At 71.3% G+C, this 18,065-nt stretch carries 17 protein-coding genes; 12 read left to right on the top strand and 5 right to left on the bottom strand.

The features are described 5' to 3' along the window. The 3 genes from KBI5_RS04420 to KBI5_RS04410 form a co-directional block, all read right to left on the bottom strand. Window positions 1-250 (bottom strand): helix-turn-helix transcriptional regulator (locus KBI5_RS04420; protein ID WP_133056957.1); only part of this gene is annotated, 250 nt, incomplete at its 3' end. 250 nt (window positions 251-500) lie between these two features. Then, complete coding sequence (gene glpK, locus KBI5_RS04415; RefSeq protein ID WP_023841557.1) at window positions 501-2,033, bottom strand: glycerol kinase GlpK; 1,533 nt, start codon at window positions 2,031-2,033, stop codon at window positions 501-503. Between the two features lie 168 nt (window positions 2,034-2,201). After that, window positions 2,202-2,906 carry a hypothetical protein gene (locus KBI5_RS04410; protein ID WP_011436097.1) on the bottom strand — a complete coding sequence of 235 codons (705 nt, stop codon included), beginning with the start codon at window positions 2,904-2,906 and terminating at the stop codon, window positions 2,202-2,204. A 327-nt stretch (window positions 2,907-3,233) separates the two neighbouring features. Between KBI5_RS04410 and KBI5_RS04405 the strand changes: the two genes are divergently transcribed. From KBI5_RS04405 to glgA, 10 genes are all read left to right on the top strand, one after another. After that, window positions 3,234-4,130: a helix-turn-helix domain-containing protein gene (locus KBI5_RS04405; protein WP_085014394.1), complete on the top strand. Its 897-nt coding sequence runs from the start codon at window positions 3,234-3,236 to the stop codon at window positions 4,128-4,130. Then, window positions 4,127-5,539, top strand: a complete 1,413-nt coding sequence (gene sufB / locus KBI5_RS04400; RefSeq protein WP_085014393.1) for a Fe-S cluster assembly protein SufB — start codon at window positions 4,127-4,129, stop codon at window positions 5,537-5,539. The genes KBI5_RS04405 and sufB overlap by 4 nt, the downstream gene beginning before the upstream one ends. Further along, window positions 5,539-6,798 (top strand): Fe-S cluster assembly protein SufD, encoded by a 1,260-nt coding sequence (gene sufD / locus KBI5_RS04395; RefSeq protein ID WP_011436100.1) that lies wholly within the window; start codon window positions 5,539-5,541, stop codon window positions 6,796-6,798. Before sufB ends, sufD begins: the two co-directional genes overlap by 1 nt. Next, window positions 6,795-7,172 (top strand): non-heme iron oxygenase ferredoxin subunit, encoded by a 378-nt coding sequence (locus KBI5_RS04390; RefSeq protein ID WP_011436101.1) that lies wholly within the window; start codon window positions 6,795-6,797, stop codon window positions 7,170-7,172. The genes sufD and KBI5_RS04390 overlap by 4 nt, the downstream gene beginning before the upstream one ends. An 8-nt stretch (window positions 7,173-7,180) precedes the next feature. Continuing rightward, a complete protein-coding gene (gene sufC / locus KBI5_RS04385) occupies window positions 7,181-7,975 on the top strand; it encodes a Fe-S cluster assembly ATPase SufC (protein ID WP_011436102.1) in 795 nt (264 codons plus the stop codon). Then, complete coding sequence (locus KBI5_RS04380) at window positions 7,972-9,300, top strand: cysteine desulfurase (protein WP_085014392.1); 1,329 nt, start codon at window positions 7,972-7,974, stop codon at window positions 9,298-9,300. The genes sufC and KBI5_RS04380 overlap by 4 nt, the downstream gene beginning before the upstream one ends. Continuing rightward, on the top strand, window positions 9,297-9,815 hold the full coding sequence (gene sufU, locus KBI5_RS04375) for a Fe-S cluster assembly sulfur transfer protein SufU (protein WP_011436104.1): 519 nt from the start codon (window positions 9,297-9,299) through the stop codon (window positions 9,813-9,815). The genes KBI5_RS04380 and sufU overlap by 4 nt, the downstream gene beginning before the upstream one ends. Continuing rightward, window positions 9,812-10,261, top strand: coding sequence for a metal-sulfur cluster assembly factor (locus tag KBI5_RS04370; RefSeq protein ID WP_011436105.1), 450 nt, complete (start codon window positions 9,812-9,814; stop codon window positions 10,259-10,261). The genes sufU and KBI5_RS04370 overlap by 4 nt, the downstream gene beginning before the upstream one ends. Before the next feature lie 227 nt (window positions 10,262-10,488). Next, complete coding sequence (glgC, locus tag KBI5_RS04365; RefSeq protein ID WP_085014395.1) at window positions 10,489-11,727, top strand: glucose-1-phosphate adenylyltransferase; 1,239 nt, start codon at window positions 10,489-10,491, stop codon at window positions 11,725-11,727. Window positions 11,728-11,839: 112 nt separating this feature from the next. Continuing rightward, entirely contained in the window at window positions 11,840-13,075 is a 1,236-nt protein-coding gene (gene glgA, locus KBI5_RS04360; protein ID WP_085014391.1) for a glycogen synthase, read from the top strand. Between the two features lie 22 nt (window positions 13,076-13,097). Here glgA and rfbB read toward each other — a convergent pair whose 3' ends face one another. Next, window positions 13,098-14,102: a dTDP-glucose 4,6-dehydratase gene (gene rfbB / locus KBI5_RS04355; protein WP_023841554.1), complete on the bottom strand. Its 1,005-nt coding sequence runs from the start codon at window positions 14,100-14,102 to the stop codon at window positions 13,098-13,100. Between the two features lie 459 nt (window positions 14,103-14,561). On the opposite strand from rfbB, the gene KBI5_RS04350 reads away from it, so the two are divergent. After that, window positions 14,562-16,175, top strand: a complete 1,614-nt coding sequence (locus KBI5_RS04350; RefSeq protein WP_085014390.1) for an ABC-F family ATP-binding cassette domain-containing protein — start codon at window positions 14,562-14,564, stop codon at window positions 16,173-16,175. Between the two features lie 38 nt (window positions 16,176-16,213). Beyond that, entirely contained in the window at window positions 16,214-17,239 is a 1,026-nt protein-coding gene (locus KBI5_RS04345; RefSeq protein WP_011436110.1) for a cation diffusion facilitator family transporter, read from the top strand. On the opposite strand, the gene KBI5_RS04340 is transcribed toward KBI5_RS04345, so the two are convergent. Then, the coding region (locus tag KBI5_RS04340; protein ID WP_085014389.1) for a hypothetical protein at window positions 17,147-18,065 on the bottom strand (919 nt) is incomplete at its 5' end. The two genes, KBI5_RS04345 and KBI5_RS04340, sit on opposite strands and share 93 nt — an antisense overlap.

Below are 18,065 nucleotides of genomic sequence, written 5' to 3'. Positions count from 1 at the left end.
GCAGATGGTCGGTCTCGCGGCGATCGGCGGCCGGCGGTACCAGCAGCGTCGCGGGAACGTCGTACAGCTCGGCGAGCTCGACCAGTCGATGCACGCGCAGGGTCCGAGAGCCTCGCTCGTAGGCGCCCAGGGTCCCGGCAGTCCACCGGCCATGCGTGCGCTCCTGGACGTCCAGCAGCGACAAGCCACGCCGGTTGCGCGCCGCGCGAAGCCGGCGGCCGAGCTCCAGGGCGTAGTCCGCCTCGGTCACGGTCTCCGTCCGGGTCAAGGTCGACAGGAGACGCCAACCGCCCCCTGTGACAGATTGTCAGGCCTCGGTTCGTCTGGCAGCCGGTTCGACCAAGAAGCCGCGAGGGAACGTGGCCCTGGCGTGGTCCCGCGGTCGCGGGGCGCAATCCGGGAATCGCGACAGTGTTTTTCCGGCCGCGCCAGCCCCGTCAGCCCGGTCGGCCGGTCAGTCCCGGTCGGCCCGGTCGGCCCGGTCGGCACCGTCGGCCCGGTCAGTCCCAGTCGGCGTCGTCGGCGTCCTTGGCCCAGTCCCGGGCCCGGTCCACGGCGCGCAGCCATCGCCGGTAGGACCGGTCCCGCTCGGCCCGGGACAGCCTCGGCCGGTACCGCTCGGCGCTGCGCCGATGCCCGGCGAGCTCCTCGCGGTCGGCGAAGAACCCGGTCGCGAGCCCCGCGAGGTAGGCCGAACCGAGCGCGGTCGTCTCGATGTTGTCCGGGACGTCGAGCTCGACGCCGAGCAGGTCGGCCTGGAACTGCATGAGCCAGTGGTTGCGGGCGGCCCCGCCGTCGGCCCGCAGCTCGCGCACCGGGAAGCCCGCGGCACCCATCGCCTCGACGACGTCCCGGGTGCGGTAGGCGATGCCCTCGAGCACCGCGCGGACGACGTGCGCCCGGGTGGTCCCCCGGGTGATCCCGAGCAGTGCGCCGCGGGCGCGGGGATCCCAGTGAGGGGCGCCGAGGCCGGCGAGCGCCGGGACGAAGTAGACGCCGTCGTTGCCGGTCAGGGAGGCGGCCAGGTCGGCGGTCTCGGTGGCATCCCGGATGATCCCCAGGGAGTCCCGTAGCCAGTCGACGGCGGCACCGGTGGACAGGACCGCTCCCTCCAGCGCGTACCGCACCGGTTCGCCGTCGAGCTGGAACGCCGCGGTCCGCAGCAGCGTCGACTGCGGCGCCGGCAGGGCCGAGCCGGTGTTCACCAGCACGAAGGAACCGGTGCCATAGGTGTTCTTGGCCTGGCCGGGTTCGAAGCAGCCCTGGGCGAACAGAGCGGCCTGCTGGTCGCCGATCACGGCCGCCACCGGGATCCGCACGCCGAGGAAGGCGTCCGGATCGGTCTCGGCGTAGACCCGCGAGCTCGGCGCGACAGCGGGCAGCACCTCGGCGGGAACGCCCAGCAGATCGAGCATCTCCGGGGACCAGGTCGCGGCGGCGAGGTCGAGCAGCAGGGTGCGGGAGGCGTTCGTGACGTCGGTGACGTGCGCGGCCCCGGCGGTCAGCTTCCAGACCAGCCAGGAATCGACGGTGCCGAAGGCGATCTCCCCCCGGCCGGCGCGCCGGCGCAGCCCGGGGTCGTCGTCCAGGATCCAGCCGATCTTGGTACCGGAGAAGTAGGGGTCGAGTACCAGCCCGGTGCGTTCCCCCACCGCACCCGCGTGCCCCTCGGCGGTGAGGCGTTCGCAGACCGCGGCCGTCCGCCGGTCCTGCCACCCGATGGCCGGGTGGACCGGGGCGGAGGTCCGCCGGTCCCACAGCACGGTGGTCTCGCGCTGGTTGGTGATGCCGAGGGCGGCGAGCTCCCCGGCCCGGCGACCGCAGCCGGCCAGGGCCGCGGCGACGGTGTCGACGACGCTGCGCCAGAGCTCGTCCGGATCCTGCTCGACCCAGCCCGGCCGGGGGAACCCGGGCCGGATCCCGGTGTAGCCGCGGCCGACGACCACCCCGTCCCGGTCGAGCAGGCAGACCGTGGTCCCGGTGGTCCCCTGGTCGACCGCCGCCACCAGGGATCCGCGTGCCGGCACGCTCATCTCGTTCCTCCCGCCCACGGGTCCGCTGACGCATGGTAAGGACGCATGGTAAGGACGCATGGTAAGGAGGCATGGTAGGGGAGCGATGCACGGTAAGGAGAGGGACGCGGGGGAGGAAAGATAGACAAGGGGTAGGTAAGGCGGACCCGGCGTGCCGGGAACGGCGGCTCAGCCGAGGTTGGACAGGTCGACGACGTCGCCGGGCGGGGTGCCGGTCGCGGGCGTCCCGTAATCGTCGAAAGTGATCTCGTTGGTGGAGCGGCCGGCGACGACCACCTTCAACGGATACCCGGGTCCGGTGTTGGCCGCCCAGAAGGCCGTTCCGTCGGGGCCCGCGGCCCGGACGGCCTGGGTGCCGGCCAGCTTCTCGGTCCGCACCGGGCCGGACAGCCCGACGACGTAGCTGGTCAGCGACGCGGCGAGCCGGTCGAGGGTGAAGTAGCTGTATTTCGCGGCGTCGGCGGGGGCTAGGCGGACCCAGCGGTCGGCGAGGAGGTTCCCGGCTGCGGCGTCACCGGTCCCCTCGTAGTAGGCGCGGCCGCGGCGGACGTAGGTGTCGTCTTTGATCTTGAAGATCTGAGTCCGTTGACCGTACTCGTCAATGGTGCCGCGGGTGACCGTGCCGGACATCACCAGGTCGTAACCGGCGGGGGCGTCCGAGCGCGGGTCGGCCTCGGTGCCGACGACGTGGACGCCGGTCGCGGTGCGCAACGCCTGCAGGGTGCGCGTGCCGACCTCGCCGGCAGGCAGCTTCTCCAGCCCGTTGCTCTTCTCCCCGCCGCCACTGCAGGCCGCCGAGGTCGCGAGCAGGAAAGTCAGTCCGAGGGAGAGCAGCGCCCGCCGGACCCCGCCGCGCCACAGTTGTGATCGCATCCGCCCGTCGCCTCCCGCCTGAGATCGTCTCCGGGTCGGTGGCGGCCGGGCGCGACCGCGCGTCGCGACCGTCGGCCCGCTGGTGTGCCGACCTGGTGTGCCCACCCGGGGTGCGCGCCCGGGTGGGCGCGCAGGTATGGCAGTGGGCGCAAGTCTGGCATTCCGCCGCCTGCGGTCGTCGGTCGGGTACGGCCCGTGGGTATCCGTTGTGTGCTCACGTCCGGCGGATGTGATCTGCGTCATGGCTGTGGCGAAGATCGCCCCATTGGGCTGTAGTTCCGGCGACCCCGGTTCGACTGCGCCCAGGAAATAAGGCACACTGGCGTTGTGAAATACGACCACGACGGGACGAGCGGGACGGCGGACGGCCGTACCCGCGACCGGGTCGTGCGTCTGCTCCTGGAGGGCGGCTCGGCCACGGCAGCCGAGCTGTCCCGTCAGCTCGGGGTCTCCCCGGCGGCTATCCGCAGGCATCTCGATGCCATGGTCGCGGATGGCATCATCACGCCCACGGAGAGCCGGTCCCGGGGGCCGCGTGGCCGGGGACGCCCGGCCCGGCGTTACGCGCTCACCGAAGCCGGCCATCAGGCCGGTCCCAACGCCTACTCCGATCTCGCGGCCGGTGCGCTGCACTTCCTGGCCGAGGTGGGTGGCGCGAGCGCGGTCACCCAGTTCGCCRATACCCGCGCCGTCGACCTGGAGCGGCGGGTGCGCGAGGCGGTCGTGGCGGCGGAGCCGGCGGATCGCCCGGCGGCGCTCGCCGAGGCGATGACCGCCGCCGGGTACACCGCCAGCGTCTCCGAGCTGCCCACCGGTCTGCAGATCTGCCAGCATCACTGCCCGGTCCAGTTCGTCGCGGAGCGCTTCCCGGCGTTGTGCGACGCCGAGACCGCGGTGCTGGCCCGCGTGCTCGACACCCACGTGCAGCGCCTGGCGACGATCGCGCACGGCGACGGCGTCTGCACGACCCACATCCCCGCGGGTCACCCGCCCGCGGGTCACACTGCCGTGAGCCACACCGCCGCGGATCATCCGCCCGCGGGCACGGCGCCCGGCATGGCTTCGCGTGCCCGGTCCGATCGGAACGGGTCCGATCAGAGCGGGTCCGGGAAGGACGGCTCCGCTCGGGTGCTGCCCGATTCCGCCGTGGCCGGATCCGGCCCGGCCCGGCCCGCGTCCCTGGCCTGTCCACCATCCTCGTCTTCGGAGGGTTTCGCCCTATGACCACCTCTGCCGAGACCGCCCTGGAAGGCCTTGGTTCCTATCGGTTCGGATGGGCTGACACCGACGCCTACGCCGCCGACGTGGAGCGCGGCCTGTCCGAGGCGGTTGTCCGCGGCATCTCGGCCAAGAAGTCCGAGCCGTCGTGGATGACCGACCTGCGCCTCAAGGGGCTGCGGCTGTTCGAGCGCAAGCCCATGCCGACCTGGGGTGCCGACCTGTCGGGCATCGACTTCGACAACATCAAGTACTTCGTCCGCTCCACCGAGAAGCAGGCCGAGGAGTGGGAGGACCTACCCGAGGACATCCGGGCGACCTACGACCGGCTCGGCATTCCCGAGGCGGAGAAGCAGCGCCTCATTGCCGGGGTCGCCGCCCAGTACGAGTCCGAGGTCGTCTACCACAAGATCCGGGAGGACCTCGAGGAGCAGGGTGTCCTCTTCCTGGACACCGACTCCGGGCTGCGTGAGCATCCGGAGCTGTTCCAGGAGTACTTCGGCTCGGTGATCCCGGTCGGGGACAACAAGTTCGCCGCGCTGAACACGGCGGTGTGGTCGGGCGGATCCTTCATCTACGTGCCGCCGGGCGTGCAGGTCGAGATCCCGCTGCAGGCCTACTTCCGGATCAACACCGAGAACATGRGCCAGTTCGAGCGGACGCTGATCATCGTCGACGAGGGCGCCTACGTGCACTACGTCGAGGGCTGCACGGCGCCGGTCTACTCGTCGGACTCGCTGCACTCGGCGGTCGTCGAAATCGTCGTGAAGAAGAACGCGCGCTGCCGGTACACGACCATCCAGAACTGGTCGAACAACGTCTACAACCTGGTCACCAAGCGTGCCGCCTGCCACGAGGGCGGCACCATGGAGTGGATCGACGGCAACATCGGTTCCAAGGTGACGATGAAGTACCCGGCCGTGTGGCTGCTCGGCGAGCACGCCAAGGGCGAGGTGCTCTCCATCGCCTTCGCCGGTGCCGGTCAGCACCAGGACGCGGGCGCGAAGATGGTGCACGCCGCGCCCCGCACCTCCTCGACGATCGTCTCCAAGTCGGTGGCCCGCGGCGGCGGGCGGACGTCCTACCGCGGGCTCGTCCAGATCAACGAGGGCTCGTCGGCCTCCCGCTCGACGGTCAAGTGCGACGCGTTGCTCGTCGACACGGTGAGCCGCTCGGACACCTACCCCTACGTTGACGTGCGCGAGGACGACGCCTCCATCGGGCACGAGGCGAGCGTCTCCAAGGTCGGCGAGGACCAGCTGTTCTACCTGATGAGCCGGGGTCTGTCCGAGGAGGAGGCGATGGCGATGGTCGTGCGCGGCTTCGTCGAGCCGATCGCCCGGGAGCTGCCCATGGAGTACGCCCTCGAGCTCAACCGCCTCATCGAGCTGCAGATGGAAGGTGCGGTCGGCTGATGGTCGTCATCGACGCCACCGGTCGGCCCCCGGCCGCCTCCGGTGCCGTACCCCGTCCCGTACGGTCCCGTAACCCGCTCGACCACGCCGTGCCCACCGGACGCGAGGAGGCGTGGCGGTTCACCCCGCTGCGCCGGCTGCGCGGACTGCCGACCGGCCCCGAGGCCGACGGCAAGGTCTCCGTGTCGGTCACCGCGCCCGCGGGGGTCGAGGTGGAGCAGCTCGCCGCCGCCGACGCCCGGATCGGTCGGGTGCTGACCCCGGCCGACCGGGTGGCCGCCTTCGCCCTGACCCGGTCGGCGGGCGCGCTCGCCGTCACCGTCCCGGCCGAGGCCGCGCTCACCGAGCCGGTGGTCGTGCACCTGCACGGTGAGAGCCCCAGGTCCCCGGCCGGGTTCGTCGCGACGAGCGGCGACGGCGGGCGGCGCGGCTCCCCGGGCGGGGTGGCCTACGGTCACGTCCTCGTCGAAGTGGGCCCGTTTGCGTCCGCCACCGTGGTGCTCGACCACACCGGCAGCGCCACCTACGCCGGCAACGTCGAGGTGTACGTGGGGCACGGCGCCTCGCTCACCTTCATCACCCTGCAGGACTGGGACGACGACGCCGTGCACCTCGGCGCGCACGCCTACTCGCTGGGGCGCGACGCTCGGCTGCGCTCGTTCACCATCACCCTCGGCGGTGATCTGGTGCGGCTCAACCCGACCGTGGACTACCGCGGGCCCGGCGGCGACGCCGAGCTCTACGGCGTGTTCTTCACCGATGCCGGCCAGCACCAGGAGCACCGGCTGCTCGTCACGCACGAGCCGCGTTCCTGCCGCAGCCGGGTCACCTACAAGGGCGCGCTGCGCGGGGACGCCGCCCACGCGGTGTGGATCGGCGACGTCCTCATCGGCGCCGGCGCCGTGGGCACGGACACCTACGAGCTCAACCGCAATCTCGTGCTCACCGACGGCGCGCGGGCCGACTCGGTCCCGAACCTGGAGATCCTCACCGGTGAGGTCACCGGTGCCGGTCACGCCAGTGCCACCGGCCGGTTCGATGACGAGGCGCTGTTCTACCTGCAGTCGCGGGGGATCTCGCCCGAGGAGGCCCGCCGGCTCGTGGTGCACGGTTTCTTCGCCGAGATCATCGACCGGATCGACGTGCCGGAGCTGCGGGAACGCATCATGATCAAGATTGCCGGCGAGCTGTCGGCCGACCTCCCGGACGAGGCTGCGGAGCCGTCGTCGGCGGAGTTGTCGGTGGAGGTGGGCGGATGACGACCGCGACCGGCGGTTCTGCCGCGGGCGGCTCCTCGGTCGCCCCGCGGTGGCACCGGGTGTGTGCCGCCGCGGACCTCGCCGAGGGCACCGCGATCGGCACCGAGATCGAGGGCGTGCCGGTGTGCGTGGTGCGGTCGGGCGGGGCGGTCTACGCCGTGCGTGACGAGTGCTCGCACGCCGACGTGATGCTCTCCCAGGGCGAGGCCGAGGACGGCAAGATCGAGTGCTGGCTGCACGGGTCCCAGTTCGACCTGGCCAGCGGCGTCCCGCTGAGCCTGCCGGCGATTGAGCCGGTGCCCACGTACGCAGTGACCATCGACGGCGACGACGTGCTCGTCGACGTCACACATTCGAACCCGGAACGAGGGTGACGGCAGCGGTGTCCACACTGGAGATCCGCAATCTGCATGTCTCGGTGGAGACGGACGGCGAGGGCACGCGCGAGATCCTGCGCGGGGTGGACCTGACCGTCCGCAAGGGCGAGACGCACGCGATTATGGGGCCGAACGGGTCGGGTAAGTCGACGCTGTCCTATTCGATCGCGGGCCATCCCAAGTACACGGTCACCGAGGGCAGCATCACGCTCGACGGCGAGGACGTCCTCGCGATGAGCGTCGACGCCCGGGCCCGGGCCGGGATCTTCCTGGCGATGCAGTACCCGGTGGAGATCCCCGGGGTCTCGGTGTCGAACTTCCTGCGCTCCTCGGTCACGGCCGTGCGCGGCGAGGCGCCGAAGCTGCGGACCTGGGTCAAGGAGGTCAAGACCTCCATGGCCGCGCTCGAGATGGACCCGGCGTTCGCCGAGCGCAACGTCAACGAGGGCTTCTCCGGCGGCGAGAAGAAGCGTCACGAGATCCTGCAGATGGCGTTGCTCAAGCCGAAGATCGCCGTGCTGGACGAGACCGACTCCGGCCTCGACGTCGACGCGCTGCGCATCGTCTCCGCAGGTATCGAGTCGGTGCGGGCCAAGGGGGAGACGGGCATCCTGCTCATCACCCACTACACCCGCATCCTGCGCTACATCCGTCCCGAGTTCGTCCACGTCATGGCGGCGGGGCGGATCGTCGACGAGGGCGGCCCGGAACTGGCCGCCGTGCTGGAGGAGTCCGGCTACGACCGCTACGTCAAGGGTGGCGGCGCGGCCACGCCGGCCGGCGTGGGAGCGGTGTCATGACGCTGACCGACGCGGCCGTGCGCCCGGGGTCCGGACCCCGGCTCGTCGGCGGGTTCGACGTCGAGCAGGTCCGCCGGGACTTCCCCGTCCTGGCCCGCACGGTGCACGGCGACCGGCCGCTGGTCTACCTCGACAGCGCCGCCACCTCGCAGAAGCCGCTGGCGGTGCTCGACGCCGAGCGGACCTACTACGAGCTGCACAACGCCAACGTGCACCGCGGCATCCACGTGCTGGCCGAGGAGGCCACCGGGCTGTACGAGGCCTCCCGGGACAAGGTCGCCGCCTTCATCGGGGCGGGCGACCGCCGGGAGGTGGTGTTCACCAAGAACTCCTCGGAGGCGCTGAACCTCGTCGCCTACGCGATGAGCAACGCCGGGGCCGCCGGCGCCGAGGCGGAGCGGTTCCGGGTCGGCCCGGGTGACGAGATCGTCGTCACCGAGATGGAGCATCACTCCAATCTCGTGCCGTGGCAGATGCTGGCCCGGCGCACCGGGGCGACGCTGCGCTGGATCGGGCTGACCGACGACGGCCGGCTCGACCTGAGCAACCTCGATTCGATCATCACCGAGCGGGCGAAGGTCGTCGCCTTCGTCCACCAGTCGAACATTCTCGRCACGATCAACCCGGTCGCGCAGGTGGTGGCGCGGGCCCGCGAGGTCGGCGCGCTGACCGTGCTCGACGGCTCCCAGTCGGTACCRCACAACCCGGTCGACGTCACCGAGCTCGGGGTGGACTTCCTGGCCTTCACCGGGCACAAGATGTGCGCGCCCACCGGGGTCGGGGTGCTCTGGGGACGCTACGAGCTGCTTGGGGTCATGCCGCCCTTCCTCGGCGGCGGCGAGATGATCGAGCTTGTCACCATGGAGGGCTCGACCTACGCGGCGCCGCCGCACCGGTTCGAGGCCGGCACCCCGATGATTGCCCAGGTGGTCGGGCTCGGCGCGGCCGTCGACTACCTGACCGCGCTCGGCATGCCGGCCGTCGCCGAGCACGAGCACGCGGTGACGGCCTACGCGCTGGACGCCTTCGCCGAGGTGCCGGGGTTGCGGATCATCGGTCCGCCGGCGGCGGACGCCCGCGGCGGGGCGATCTCCTTTGTGCTGCACGAGGACGACGGCCGGCCGATCCATCCCCACGACGTCGGACAGATCCTCGACGAGCGCGGCATTGCCGTGCGGGTCGGGCACCACTGCGCCCGGCCGGYCTGCCTGCGGTTCGGGGTACCTGCGACGACCCGCGCGTCGTTCCACCTCTACACGACGACCGGCGAGGTCGACGCCCTGGTGGAAGGACTGCACGGGGTCCGGAGGTTCTTTCTGAGGTGAAACTCGACTCCATGTACCAGGAGATCATCCTGGACCACTACCGCAACCCGCTCCACCGGGGGCTGCGGGATCCCTTCGACGCCGAAGTGCACCACGTCAACCCGACCTGCGGCGACGAGGTGACCCTGCGGGTGAAGGTCTCGGACGGGGTCGTCGAGGACGTCTCCTACGAGAGCGAGGGCTGTTCGATCAGTCAGGCGTCGGCGAGCGTCATGAGCGACCTCGTGATCGGCAAGTCGGTCGACGCGGCGCTGAAGCTCGAACGCGAGTTCCTGGCGCTGATGCAGTCGCGGGGCACCATCGAGGGTGACGAGGACGTGCTGGAGGACGCCGTGGCGTTCGCCGGCGTCTCCAAGTACCCCGCCCGGGTGAAATGTGCCCTGCTGTCCTGGATGGCGTGGAAGGACGCGACCGCTAAGGCGATGGATCCGAGTGTCGCCGTCGCCGGCGCATCCACCTCTGTCGCGTACCCCCGCGTCGCCCCCCTCGACGTACCCGAGCAGGAGAAGCCATGAGCGAGACGGTGACCGAGACGCGCTCGGCCGCGACGGGAGAAACCGCCGAGGCGGCGGATCAGCCCGCCGGGGTCCCGAAGCCGGTGCTGGACCCGGACCCGACGGGACCGGACGCCCCGCCGGAGCTCGCCAGCTTCGAGGACATCGAGGAGGCGATGCGCGACGTCGTCGACCCGGAACTCGGCATCAACGTCGTCGACCTCGGCCTCGTCTACGGCATCCACGTCGCCGACGACAACACCGTCACCCTCGACATGACGCTGACCTCGGCGGCCTGCCCGCTCACCGACGTCATCGAGGACCAGACCCGCTCCGCCCTGGTCGACGGCCCGGACGGGCTGGCCGCGGACGTGACCATCAACTGGGTCTGGATGCCGCCGTGGGGGCCGGACAAGATCACCGACGACGGTCGCGAGCAGCTGCGCGCGCTCGGCTTCAACGTCTGACGTCCCCCCGGCCCACTGGATGAACAACCGGTGGGGTTCGCGCAACGTACGGCTGGCTACCCAGCAACCACCGCTCACTCCGCCCGTATCCGCCCGCCAGGCTTGTAGGGTCGGAACCAGGCGATCGGCGTCGTCATCGGCCCATTTCGGCGGGCTTCCCGCCTCGTGGCGTGGTGTCCGGCCCCGCCGGTCGTTCGGAGATCGAGCCGGAAGACGGGAGCCTGTCTGTGCCGAGCCCGCGGGTCCTCGGTCTGGTGCTGGCCGGGGGTGCCGGACGGCGGCTGGCGCCGCTGACCGCGGACCGGGCGAAGCCCGCCGTCCCCTTTGGCGGGCTGTACCGCCTGATCGACTTCGTGCTGTCCAACCTGGTGAACGCGGGCTACCTGCRCATCGCGGTCCTGACCCAGTACAAGAGCCACAGTCTCGACCGGCACATCACGACGACATGGCGGATGAGCAACCTGCTCGGCAACTACGTCACGCCGGTGCCGGCGCAGCAGCGGCTGGGGCCGCGATGGTTCGCCGGCAGCGCCGACGCCATCCACCAGTCGCTGAACCTCGTCTACGACGACGCCCCGGACATCGTCGTGGTCTTCGGCGCGGACCATGTGTACCGGATGGACCCGCGGCAGATGGTCGCCCAGCATCTCGACAGCGGAGCCGGCGTCACCGTCGCCGGGCTGCGGGTGCCGAGATCCGAGGGCAGGGCGTTCGGGGTCATCCAGACGGCGCCCGACGGCCGCACGATCGAGGCGTTCCTGGAGAAGCCCGCCGATCCGCCGGGTCTGCCGGGTAGCCCCGAGGAGACGTTCGCCTCGATGGGTAACTACGTCTTCTCGACGGACGTGCTGATCGACGCCCTGCGCAAGGACGCCGCGGACGAGGACAGCGTCCACGACATGGGCGGGAACATCATCCCGATGCTCGTGGCCCAGCGGGCGGCGGCGGTGTACGACTTCGCCGGCAACGTCGTCCCGGGCACGACGGTGCGTGACCGCGGCTACTGGCGCGACGTCGGCACCGTCGACTCGTACTTCGAGGCGCAGATGGATCTGTGTGCGCTCGACCCGGTGTTCAACCTCTACAACCGGGAGTGGCCGATCCTCACCAGCATCCCCTCGCTGCCACCGGCGAAGTTCGTGCACGACGGCCTGCAGCGCACCGGCACGGCCGTGAACAGCATCGTCAGCAATGGAGTCATCATCTCCGGGGRCACGGTGCGCTCGTCGGTGCTGTCCCCGGGAGTGCGGGTGAGCTCCTGGGCCGAGGTCGACCACACGGTGCTCATGGACAACGTGCTCGTCGGCCGGGGGGCCGTCGTCCGCGACGCCATCCTGGACAAGAACGTGCACGTGCCGGCGGGCGCCCAGGTCGGGGTGGACAAGGACCGGGACCGCGCCCGCGGCTACACCGTGAGCGAGCAGGGCATCACCGTCGTCGGCAAGGGCGTCACGATCGCCGACTGAACCGGCCGCCATCCGCCCCATCCGCCCGCACCCGCCCCGCTCCTCGCCTCCACCGCCCGCACCCGTCCCGTTTGCACCCGTCCCGTCACGGCACCGTTGGGAGAGACCGCACATGCGCGTCGCCATGCTCACCCGGGAGTACCCCCCGGACGTCTACGGCGGGGCGGGTGTGCACGTCGAGTACCTGAGCCGGGAGCTCGCCCGGCTTGTCGACCTCACCGTCCACCGCGAGGGGCCGGCGCCGGGCGGCGGGTCGGCGGGCGGCGGGCCCGCGGGTGCGGCGCCGTCGACCGGCGCCGTCGACCGACCGGTGGTCGAGAGGGYGGGTGCCCCGGGGGTCGCCGCGGTCGCGGCGCACCGGGGCTGGGCCGCGCTCGCCGACGCGAACGACGCGCTGCGGACCGTGTCGATGGACCTGTCCATGGCCGCCGCGGCGGTCGGCGCGGATGTGATCCACTCGCACACCTGGTACGCGAATCTCGGTGGCCATCTCGCCGCGCTGCTCGGCGGCGTCCCGCACGTGATGACCTCGCACTCGCTGGAGCCCCGGCGTCCCTGGAAGGCCGAGCAGCTGGGCGGGGGCTACCGGGTGTCGTCCTGGTGCGAGCGGGTCGCGATCGAGTCGGCGGCCGCCGTGGTCGCGGTCAGCGCGGGCATGCGCGTGGACATCCTCGATGCCTACCCGGCGGTCGATCCGGCCCGTGTGCACGTCATCCGCAATGGCATCGACACCGACGAGTACCGTCCGGACACCGCGACCGACGTGCTGGAACGTCACGGGGTGGATCCGGCCCGGCCGACGGTGATCTTCGTGGGGCGGATTACCCGGCAGAAGGGGCTGCCGGTGCTGCTGCGGGCGGCTGCGGCGATCGACCCCCGGGCGCAGCTCGTGCTCTGTGCCGGGGCCCCGGACACCCCTGCGCTGCTCACGGAGATCACCGACCTGGTCGAGGGCCTGCGCGCAGGCCGCGACGGCGTGGTCTGGCTGCCCGGGATGCTGACGAAGCCGGAGGTGATCCAGCTGCTCAGCCATGCCACCGTGTTCGTCTGCCCGTCGGTCTACGAGCCGCTCGGCATCGTCAACCTGGAGGCGATGGCGTGCGGCACCGCGGTCGTCGCCTCCCGGGTCGGTGGCATTCCCGAGGTCGTCGACGACGGCGTCACCGGTCTGCTGGTGCCGCCCGGCGACCCCGGCGCGCTGGCCGGGGCCGTCAACGAGGTGCTCGCGGACCCGGTCCGGGCGGCCGCGATGGGCCATGCGGGCCGGGACCGGGCCGTCACCGAGTTCGGCTGGGCGGCGATCGCCGAGCGCACCGCGCGGCTGTACGCATCGCTGACCGGCGGCTGACGCCTCAGCTCGGCTGGAGCCGTCAGCTCGTCCAGGCCGTTTCGGAGACCGGGGAGCGACCGAGCAGCGGACGCCACCAGGCTTCGTTCTCCTTGTACCAGGCGATGGTCGACCGCATGCCCTCGGCGAAGTCGATCAACGGCGTCCAGCCCAGCTCGGTCCGCAGCTTGGTGGAGTCCAGCAGGTAGCGGCGGTCGTGCGAGGGGCGGTCGGGCACGATCGTCTTCAACGACGCGGGCAGACCGAGCTCGGCGAGCACCGTGTCGGCGATCGTCTCGATGTCCGCCTCGACGCCGGATCCGACGTGGTAGGTCTCGCCGAGCCGCCCACGGTCCAGAACCGCGTCGATCGCCCGGCAGTGGTCCATCACGTGCAGCCACTCGCGCCGGTTCGTGGTGGAGGCGTACATCGGGAGCGACTCGCCCTGCAGCGCCCGGGTTACGAACAGGGGGATGACCTTCTCCGGGAACTGGTAGGGACCGTAGTTGTTCGAGCAGTTGGTGATCGTCACGGGGAGGTTGTAGGTGAAGCCGTAGGCGCGTACGGCGTGGTCCCCGCCGGCCTTCGCCGCGTTGTAGGGCGTGCGGGGGAGGTAGGGGGAGTCCTCGGTGAAGGCACCGGGGTCGTTGAGGTCCATGTCGCCGTAGACCTCGCAGGTGGAGATCTGGTGGAAGCGGGCCACCCCGACCGTGCGTGCCGCCTCGAGCAGGGTCTGGGTACCCATCACGTTCGTCGCGAAGAACTCGCCGGGGCGGATGATCGCCAGGCTGTTGTGCGACTCGGCGGCGAAGTTCACCACCACGTCCACGGAGTGCTCCCGCAGCACCGACTCGACGAGCTCCTGGTCACGGATGTCGCCGTGGACGAACGTGACGCGGTCCGCGACGTCGGCGAGGTTCTCCCGGCAGCCGGCGTAGGTCAGGGCGTCGAGCGCCACGACCGCGTCCTCCGGATGCCGCGTCCGCCAGTAGCGGACGAAGTTCGATCCGATGAACCCGGCGGCTCCGGTCACGAGGAGCGTCGACATGGTGTGCCTTTCGATCGGTGCGCCTGCGCGGCGACGCATGCGGCTGGGCGGTGGACGGACGTCGCCCATGTTCTCGTGGCGGGCGGGCAGCGGCCTGGCCGGCGCGCGGCCACCCGGACGACGGCGGGTGACCGTGGGCGCACGGGGCACCTTACGCTCTGGCGCGTGGCGGACCTGTTCGAGGGCTATCCGGCGGCCACGGCGCCCGATGGCTTCCGTACTCTTGAGGTCATGAGCATCGTCGTATCGTGATCGTCGCGCGCCCGACCGTGCCGTCCCTGGTGGGCACGGTGCGCGGTCTACCCCGTGCCCGACCTACCCCGTGCCCGACCTCGGTCGTCCCGGTTCGCCGTGCTCTGGTGGGGTCCCCGCCGTTGTCCGTGTCAACCCGACGTCGCCGGTGTAACGCTCTGACGCTCGCCCGGCGTTGTCTGGAAGCCCGAAAGAGGCCCTACCTCGATGATCATTGTGTCCGAGCTCGAACTGCGTGCCGGAGCCCGCACTCTGATCGAGCCCGTATCCTTCCGGGTGCAGCCGAACGACCGGATCGGTCTCGTCGGGCGCAACGGGGCCGGCAAGACAACGTTGCTGAAGGTGCTTGCCCGGGAGGGGCTGCCGTTCGCCGGCACCGTCGACATCCGGGGTGAGATGGGTTACCTCCCCCAGGACCCGCGTACCGGCGATCTGGCCGACACCGCCCGTGATCGGGTGCTGTCGGCGCGCGGTCTCGACGTTCTCCTGCGCGAGATGGAGAAGCTGCAGCTGGAGATGGCCGAGCTGGTCGACGCCACGGCGCGGGACGCGGCGATCCGCCGCTACGGCAGCCTGGAGGAGCGATTCGGGACGCTCGGCGGTTATGCCGCCGAGGCGGAGGCTGCCCGGATCTGCTCGTCGCTGGGCCTGGCCGATCGGGTGCTCGCCCAGCCCATCGGCACCCTGTCCGGTGGGCAGCGGCGGCGGGTCGAACTCGCCCGCATCCTGTTCGCCGGGTCCGGCAACGCCGACGCGACCCTGCTGCTCGACGAGCCGACGAACCACCTCGACGCCGACTCGATCGGGTGGCTGCGGGACTTCCTGCGCGCCCACACGGGCGGCCTGATCGTGGTGAGCCACGACGTCGACCTGCTCGACAAGTGCGTGAACAAGGTCTTCCACCTCGACGCCAACCGGGCCACCCTCGACGTCTACAACGTGAACTGGAAGACCTACCTCAACCAGCGCGAGCTGGACGAGCGCCGCCGTCGCCGGGAACGCGCCAATGCCGAGAAGAAGATCGACTCGCTGAAGGCGCAGGCCGACAAGATGCGCGCCAAGGCGACCAAGGCGCGGGCCGCCCATCAGATGGACCGGCGGGCCGAGCGGCTCGCGGCCGGGCTCGCCGAGGCGCGCGTCGCGGACCGGGTGGCCAAGCTGCGCTTCCCGGACCCGGCTCCGTGCGGCCGCACGCCGCTGACCGCCACCGGACTGTCGAAGTCCTACGGCTCGCTGGAGGTGTTCACCGGTGTGGACCTCGCGATCGACCGCGGCTCGCGGGTCGTGGTCCTCGGGCTGAACGGTGCCGGCAAGACCACGCTGCTGCGCATCCTGGCGGGCCAGGAGGCACCCGACGTCGGCCAGGTGCATCCCGGTCACGGTCTACGTCTCGGGTACTACGCGCAGGAACACGAGACGCTGGACACCAGCCGCTCGGTGCTGGACAACATGCGGGCCGCCGCGCCGGGGACGTCGGACGTGGAGCTGCGTCGCATCCTGGGCGCGTTCCTGTTCAGCGGAGACAGCGTGGAGCAGCGCGCCGAGACCCTGTCCGGCGGCGAGAAGACCCGCCTCGCGCTCGCCGGACTGGTCTGCAGCTCCGCCAACGTCCTCCTGCTCGATGAGCCGACGAACAACCTCGACCCCGCCTCGCGCGACGAGRTGCTTGCCGCGCTCGCCACGTACCGGGGCTCGGTCGTCCTAGTCACCCACGACCCGGGGGCCGTCGAGGCACTCGACCCGCAGAAGGTCCTGATGCTGCCGGACGGGGTCGAGGACAACTGGTCACCCGATCTGGCCGAGCTCATCACCCTGGCCTGAGCAGGGACCCTGCGCCGGGAACCGAACGGAGAACCTTTGTGAGTACGCAGGGCGGCACCAAGGCGGTAATGGCGGCACTGGCCGCCAATCTGGGTATCGCGCTGGCGAAGTTCGTCGCGTTCCTGGTCACTCAGTCGTCGTCGATGTTGGCCGAGTCCATCCACTCGGTGGCCGACTCCGGCAACCAGGGCCTGCTCCTGCTCGGCCAGAAACGTTCCGTCCAGCCGCCGGACGAGGAGCATCCCTTCGGGTACGGGCGGGCGCGTTACATCGCCGGCTTCCTGGTCGGGATCGTGTTGTTCAGCCTCGGCGGGCTGTTCTCGGTGTATGAGGGCGTCGAGAAGCTGCGCCATCCGCATGAGCTGGAGAGCGGGCTGGTCGCGGTCGTCGTCCTGCTGATCGCGGTGCTGCTGGAGTCCTACTCCTTCGCGACCGCCATGCGCGAGTCGAAGAAGACGAAGGGCGACCGGTCCTGGTGGCGGTTTATTCGGGAGGCGCGGGCCCCGGAACTGCCCATCGTCCTGCTGGAGGACCTGGCAGCCGAGCTGGGGCTGATCTTCGCGTTGCTCGGGGTCGGACTGACGCTGGCACTAGACGACCCGATCTGGGACGGCGCGGGAACGCTGGCCATCGGCGTGCTCCTGCTGATCGTGGCCGTCATCGTGGCGACCGAGGCGTACGGCATGYTGGTGGGCGAGGCCGCAGCCCCGGCAATGGTCGCCACCATCCGCCGCACGCTCGCCGCCGCCCCGGGCGTCGCCACGGTCATCCACCTGCGCACGCTGCACCTCGGGCCGGACGAGCTGCTCGTCGCCGCCAAGATCGGTATCGGGGCGGAACTGGCGATGCCCGAGGTGGCCGCCACCATCAACGGCGCGGAGGCGGCGCTGCGGGCCGCGGTGGCGGTTCCGCTGCGCATCTTCCTCGAGCCCGACATCCTCCGCGACGAGCTGGGTCGACGACGGGATCCGTCAGCCGGTGCCGCCGGCGAGGCAGAGCCGCAGCGCGAGCGCGCTCAGGGCGCCGAGGGACATCAGTACCACCGGCAGGTTTCCCGCCCGTAGCTTGTCCCCAGGCAGTTCCGGTCGGGGACGGGGCGCCACCGCGGCCACCAGCAACCAGGGGAAAACCGGCAGCCAGGACTCTTCGACGTCGCCCTCGGCCAGTCCGAGGACCGTCGCGAACAGCATCGTCGCGCCGGCCCCCACCAGCAGCGGCCAGCCCGGGGTCAGCCGCAGGCGGCGCGCCGCCCGGACGAGAACCGGCCCGCCGACGAGGACGACCACGGTCAGATCCACGGCGATCCAGGCCAGCGTGCCGGCGAGCCCCGGCCGTGGCGCGCTCGCCAGGGCCAGCCCGTCGGGCCAGGAGAAACCCCACGCGTAGAAGAGCCACAGCGGCAGGAGCGCGCCCAGGCCGGTCATGACGTTGAGGATCGGGCGACGGCGGACGAAGTAGGCCGCCGCGACCGCCACGCCAAGCCAGACCGAGGCGTAGCCGAACAGCCCCGCGAGGCCGAGCAGCAGCCCGCTTGCCAGCGCCCACCACATCGAGCGCCGACCCGGTTCGCATCCGACCACCCCCACCGCGACGGCCAGGGTGGCCAGGGTAGCCGTGACGGCGTCCGGGGACGCCGCCATCCATCCGTTCCACGGGGCCAGGACGAGGACGGGGACCAGGCGCCGGGCGGCCGTCTCATGGCACAACGAGCGCACCGCGATCGAGACGGCGGGGACGACCAGCGTGCCCAGGGCGGTGAACAGCATCCCGATCGCGACCGCGCCGTGCATCCCCACCCTGGTGAGCACCCAGACGGTCAGGACGGGGCCCGGAGGATGGGTCGGCAGGACGGCCGTAGTCCCCGCGGCGGCGTGCGTGGTGGTCGCGGTG

This window comes from Frankia sp. KB5 (assembly GCF_002099325.1).
In the GTDB taxonomy this organism is placed as follows: domain Bacteria; phylum Actinomycetota; class Actinomycetes; order Frankiales; family Frankiaceae; genus Frankia; species Frankia casuarinae.
The sequence above is the reverse complement of the archived record's forward strand: the minus strand, read 5'-3'. Positions and strand labels throughout refer to the sequence as shown.

Excerpts from the sequence above, each read along its gene's own strand:
- rfbB (WP_023841554.1), bottom strand. The coding sequence starts at position 14,102 with ATGTCGACGCTCCTCGTGACCGGAGCCGCCGGGTTCATCGGATCGAAC.
- KBI5_RS04370 (WP_011436105.1), top strand. The coding sequence starts at position 9,812 with ATGAGCGAGACGGTGACCGAGACGCGCTCGGCCGCGACGGGAGAAACC.
- sufD (WP_011436100.1), top strand. The coding sequence starts at position 5,539 with ATGGTCGTCATCGACGCCACCGGTCGGCCCCCGGCCGCCTCCGGTGCC.
- KBI5_RS04390 (WP_011436101.1), top strand. The coding sequence starts at position 6,795 with ATGACGACCGCGACCGGCGGTTCTGCCGCGGGCGGCTCCTCGGTCGCC.
- KBI5_RS04410 (WP_011436097.1), bottom strand. The coding sequence starts at position 2,906 with ATGCGATCACAACTGTGGCGCGGCGGGGTCCGGCGGGCGCTGCTCTCC.
- glpK (WP_023841557.1), bottom strand. The coding sequence starts at position 2,033 with ATGAGCGTGCCGGCACGCGGATCCCTGGTGGCGGCGGTCGACCAGGGG.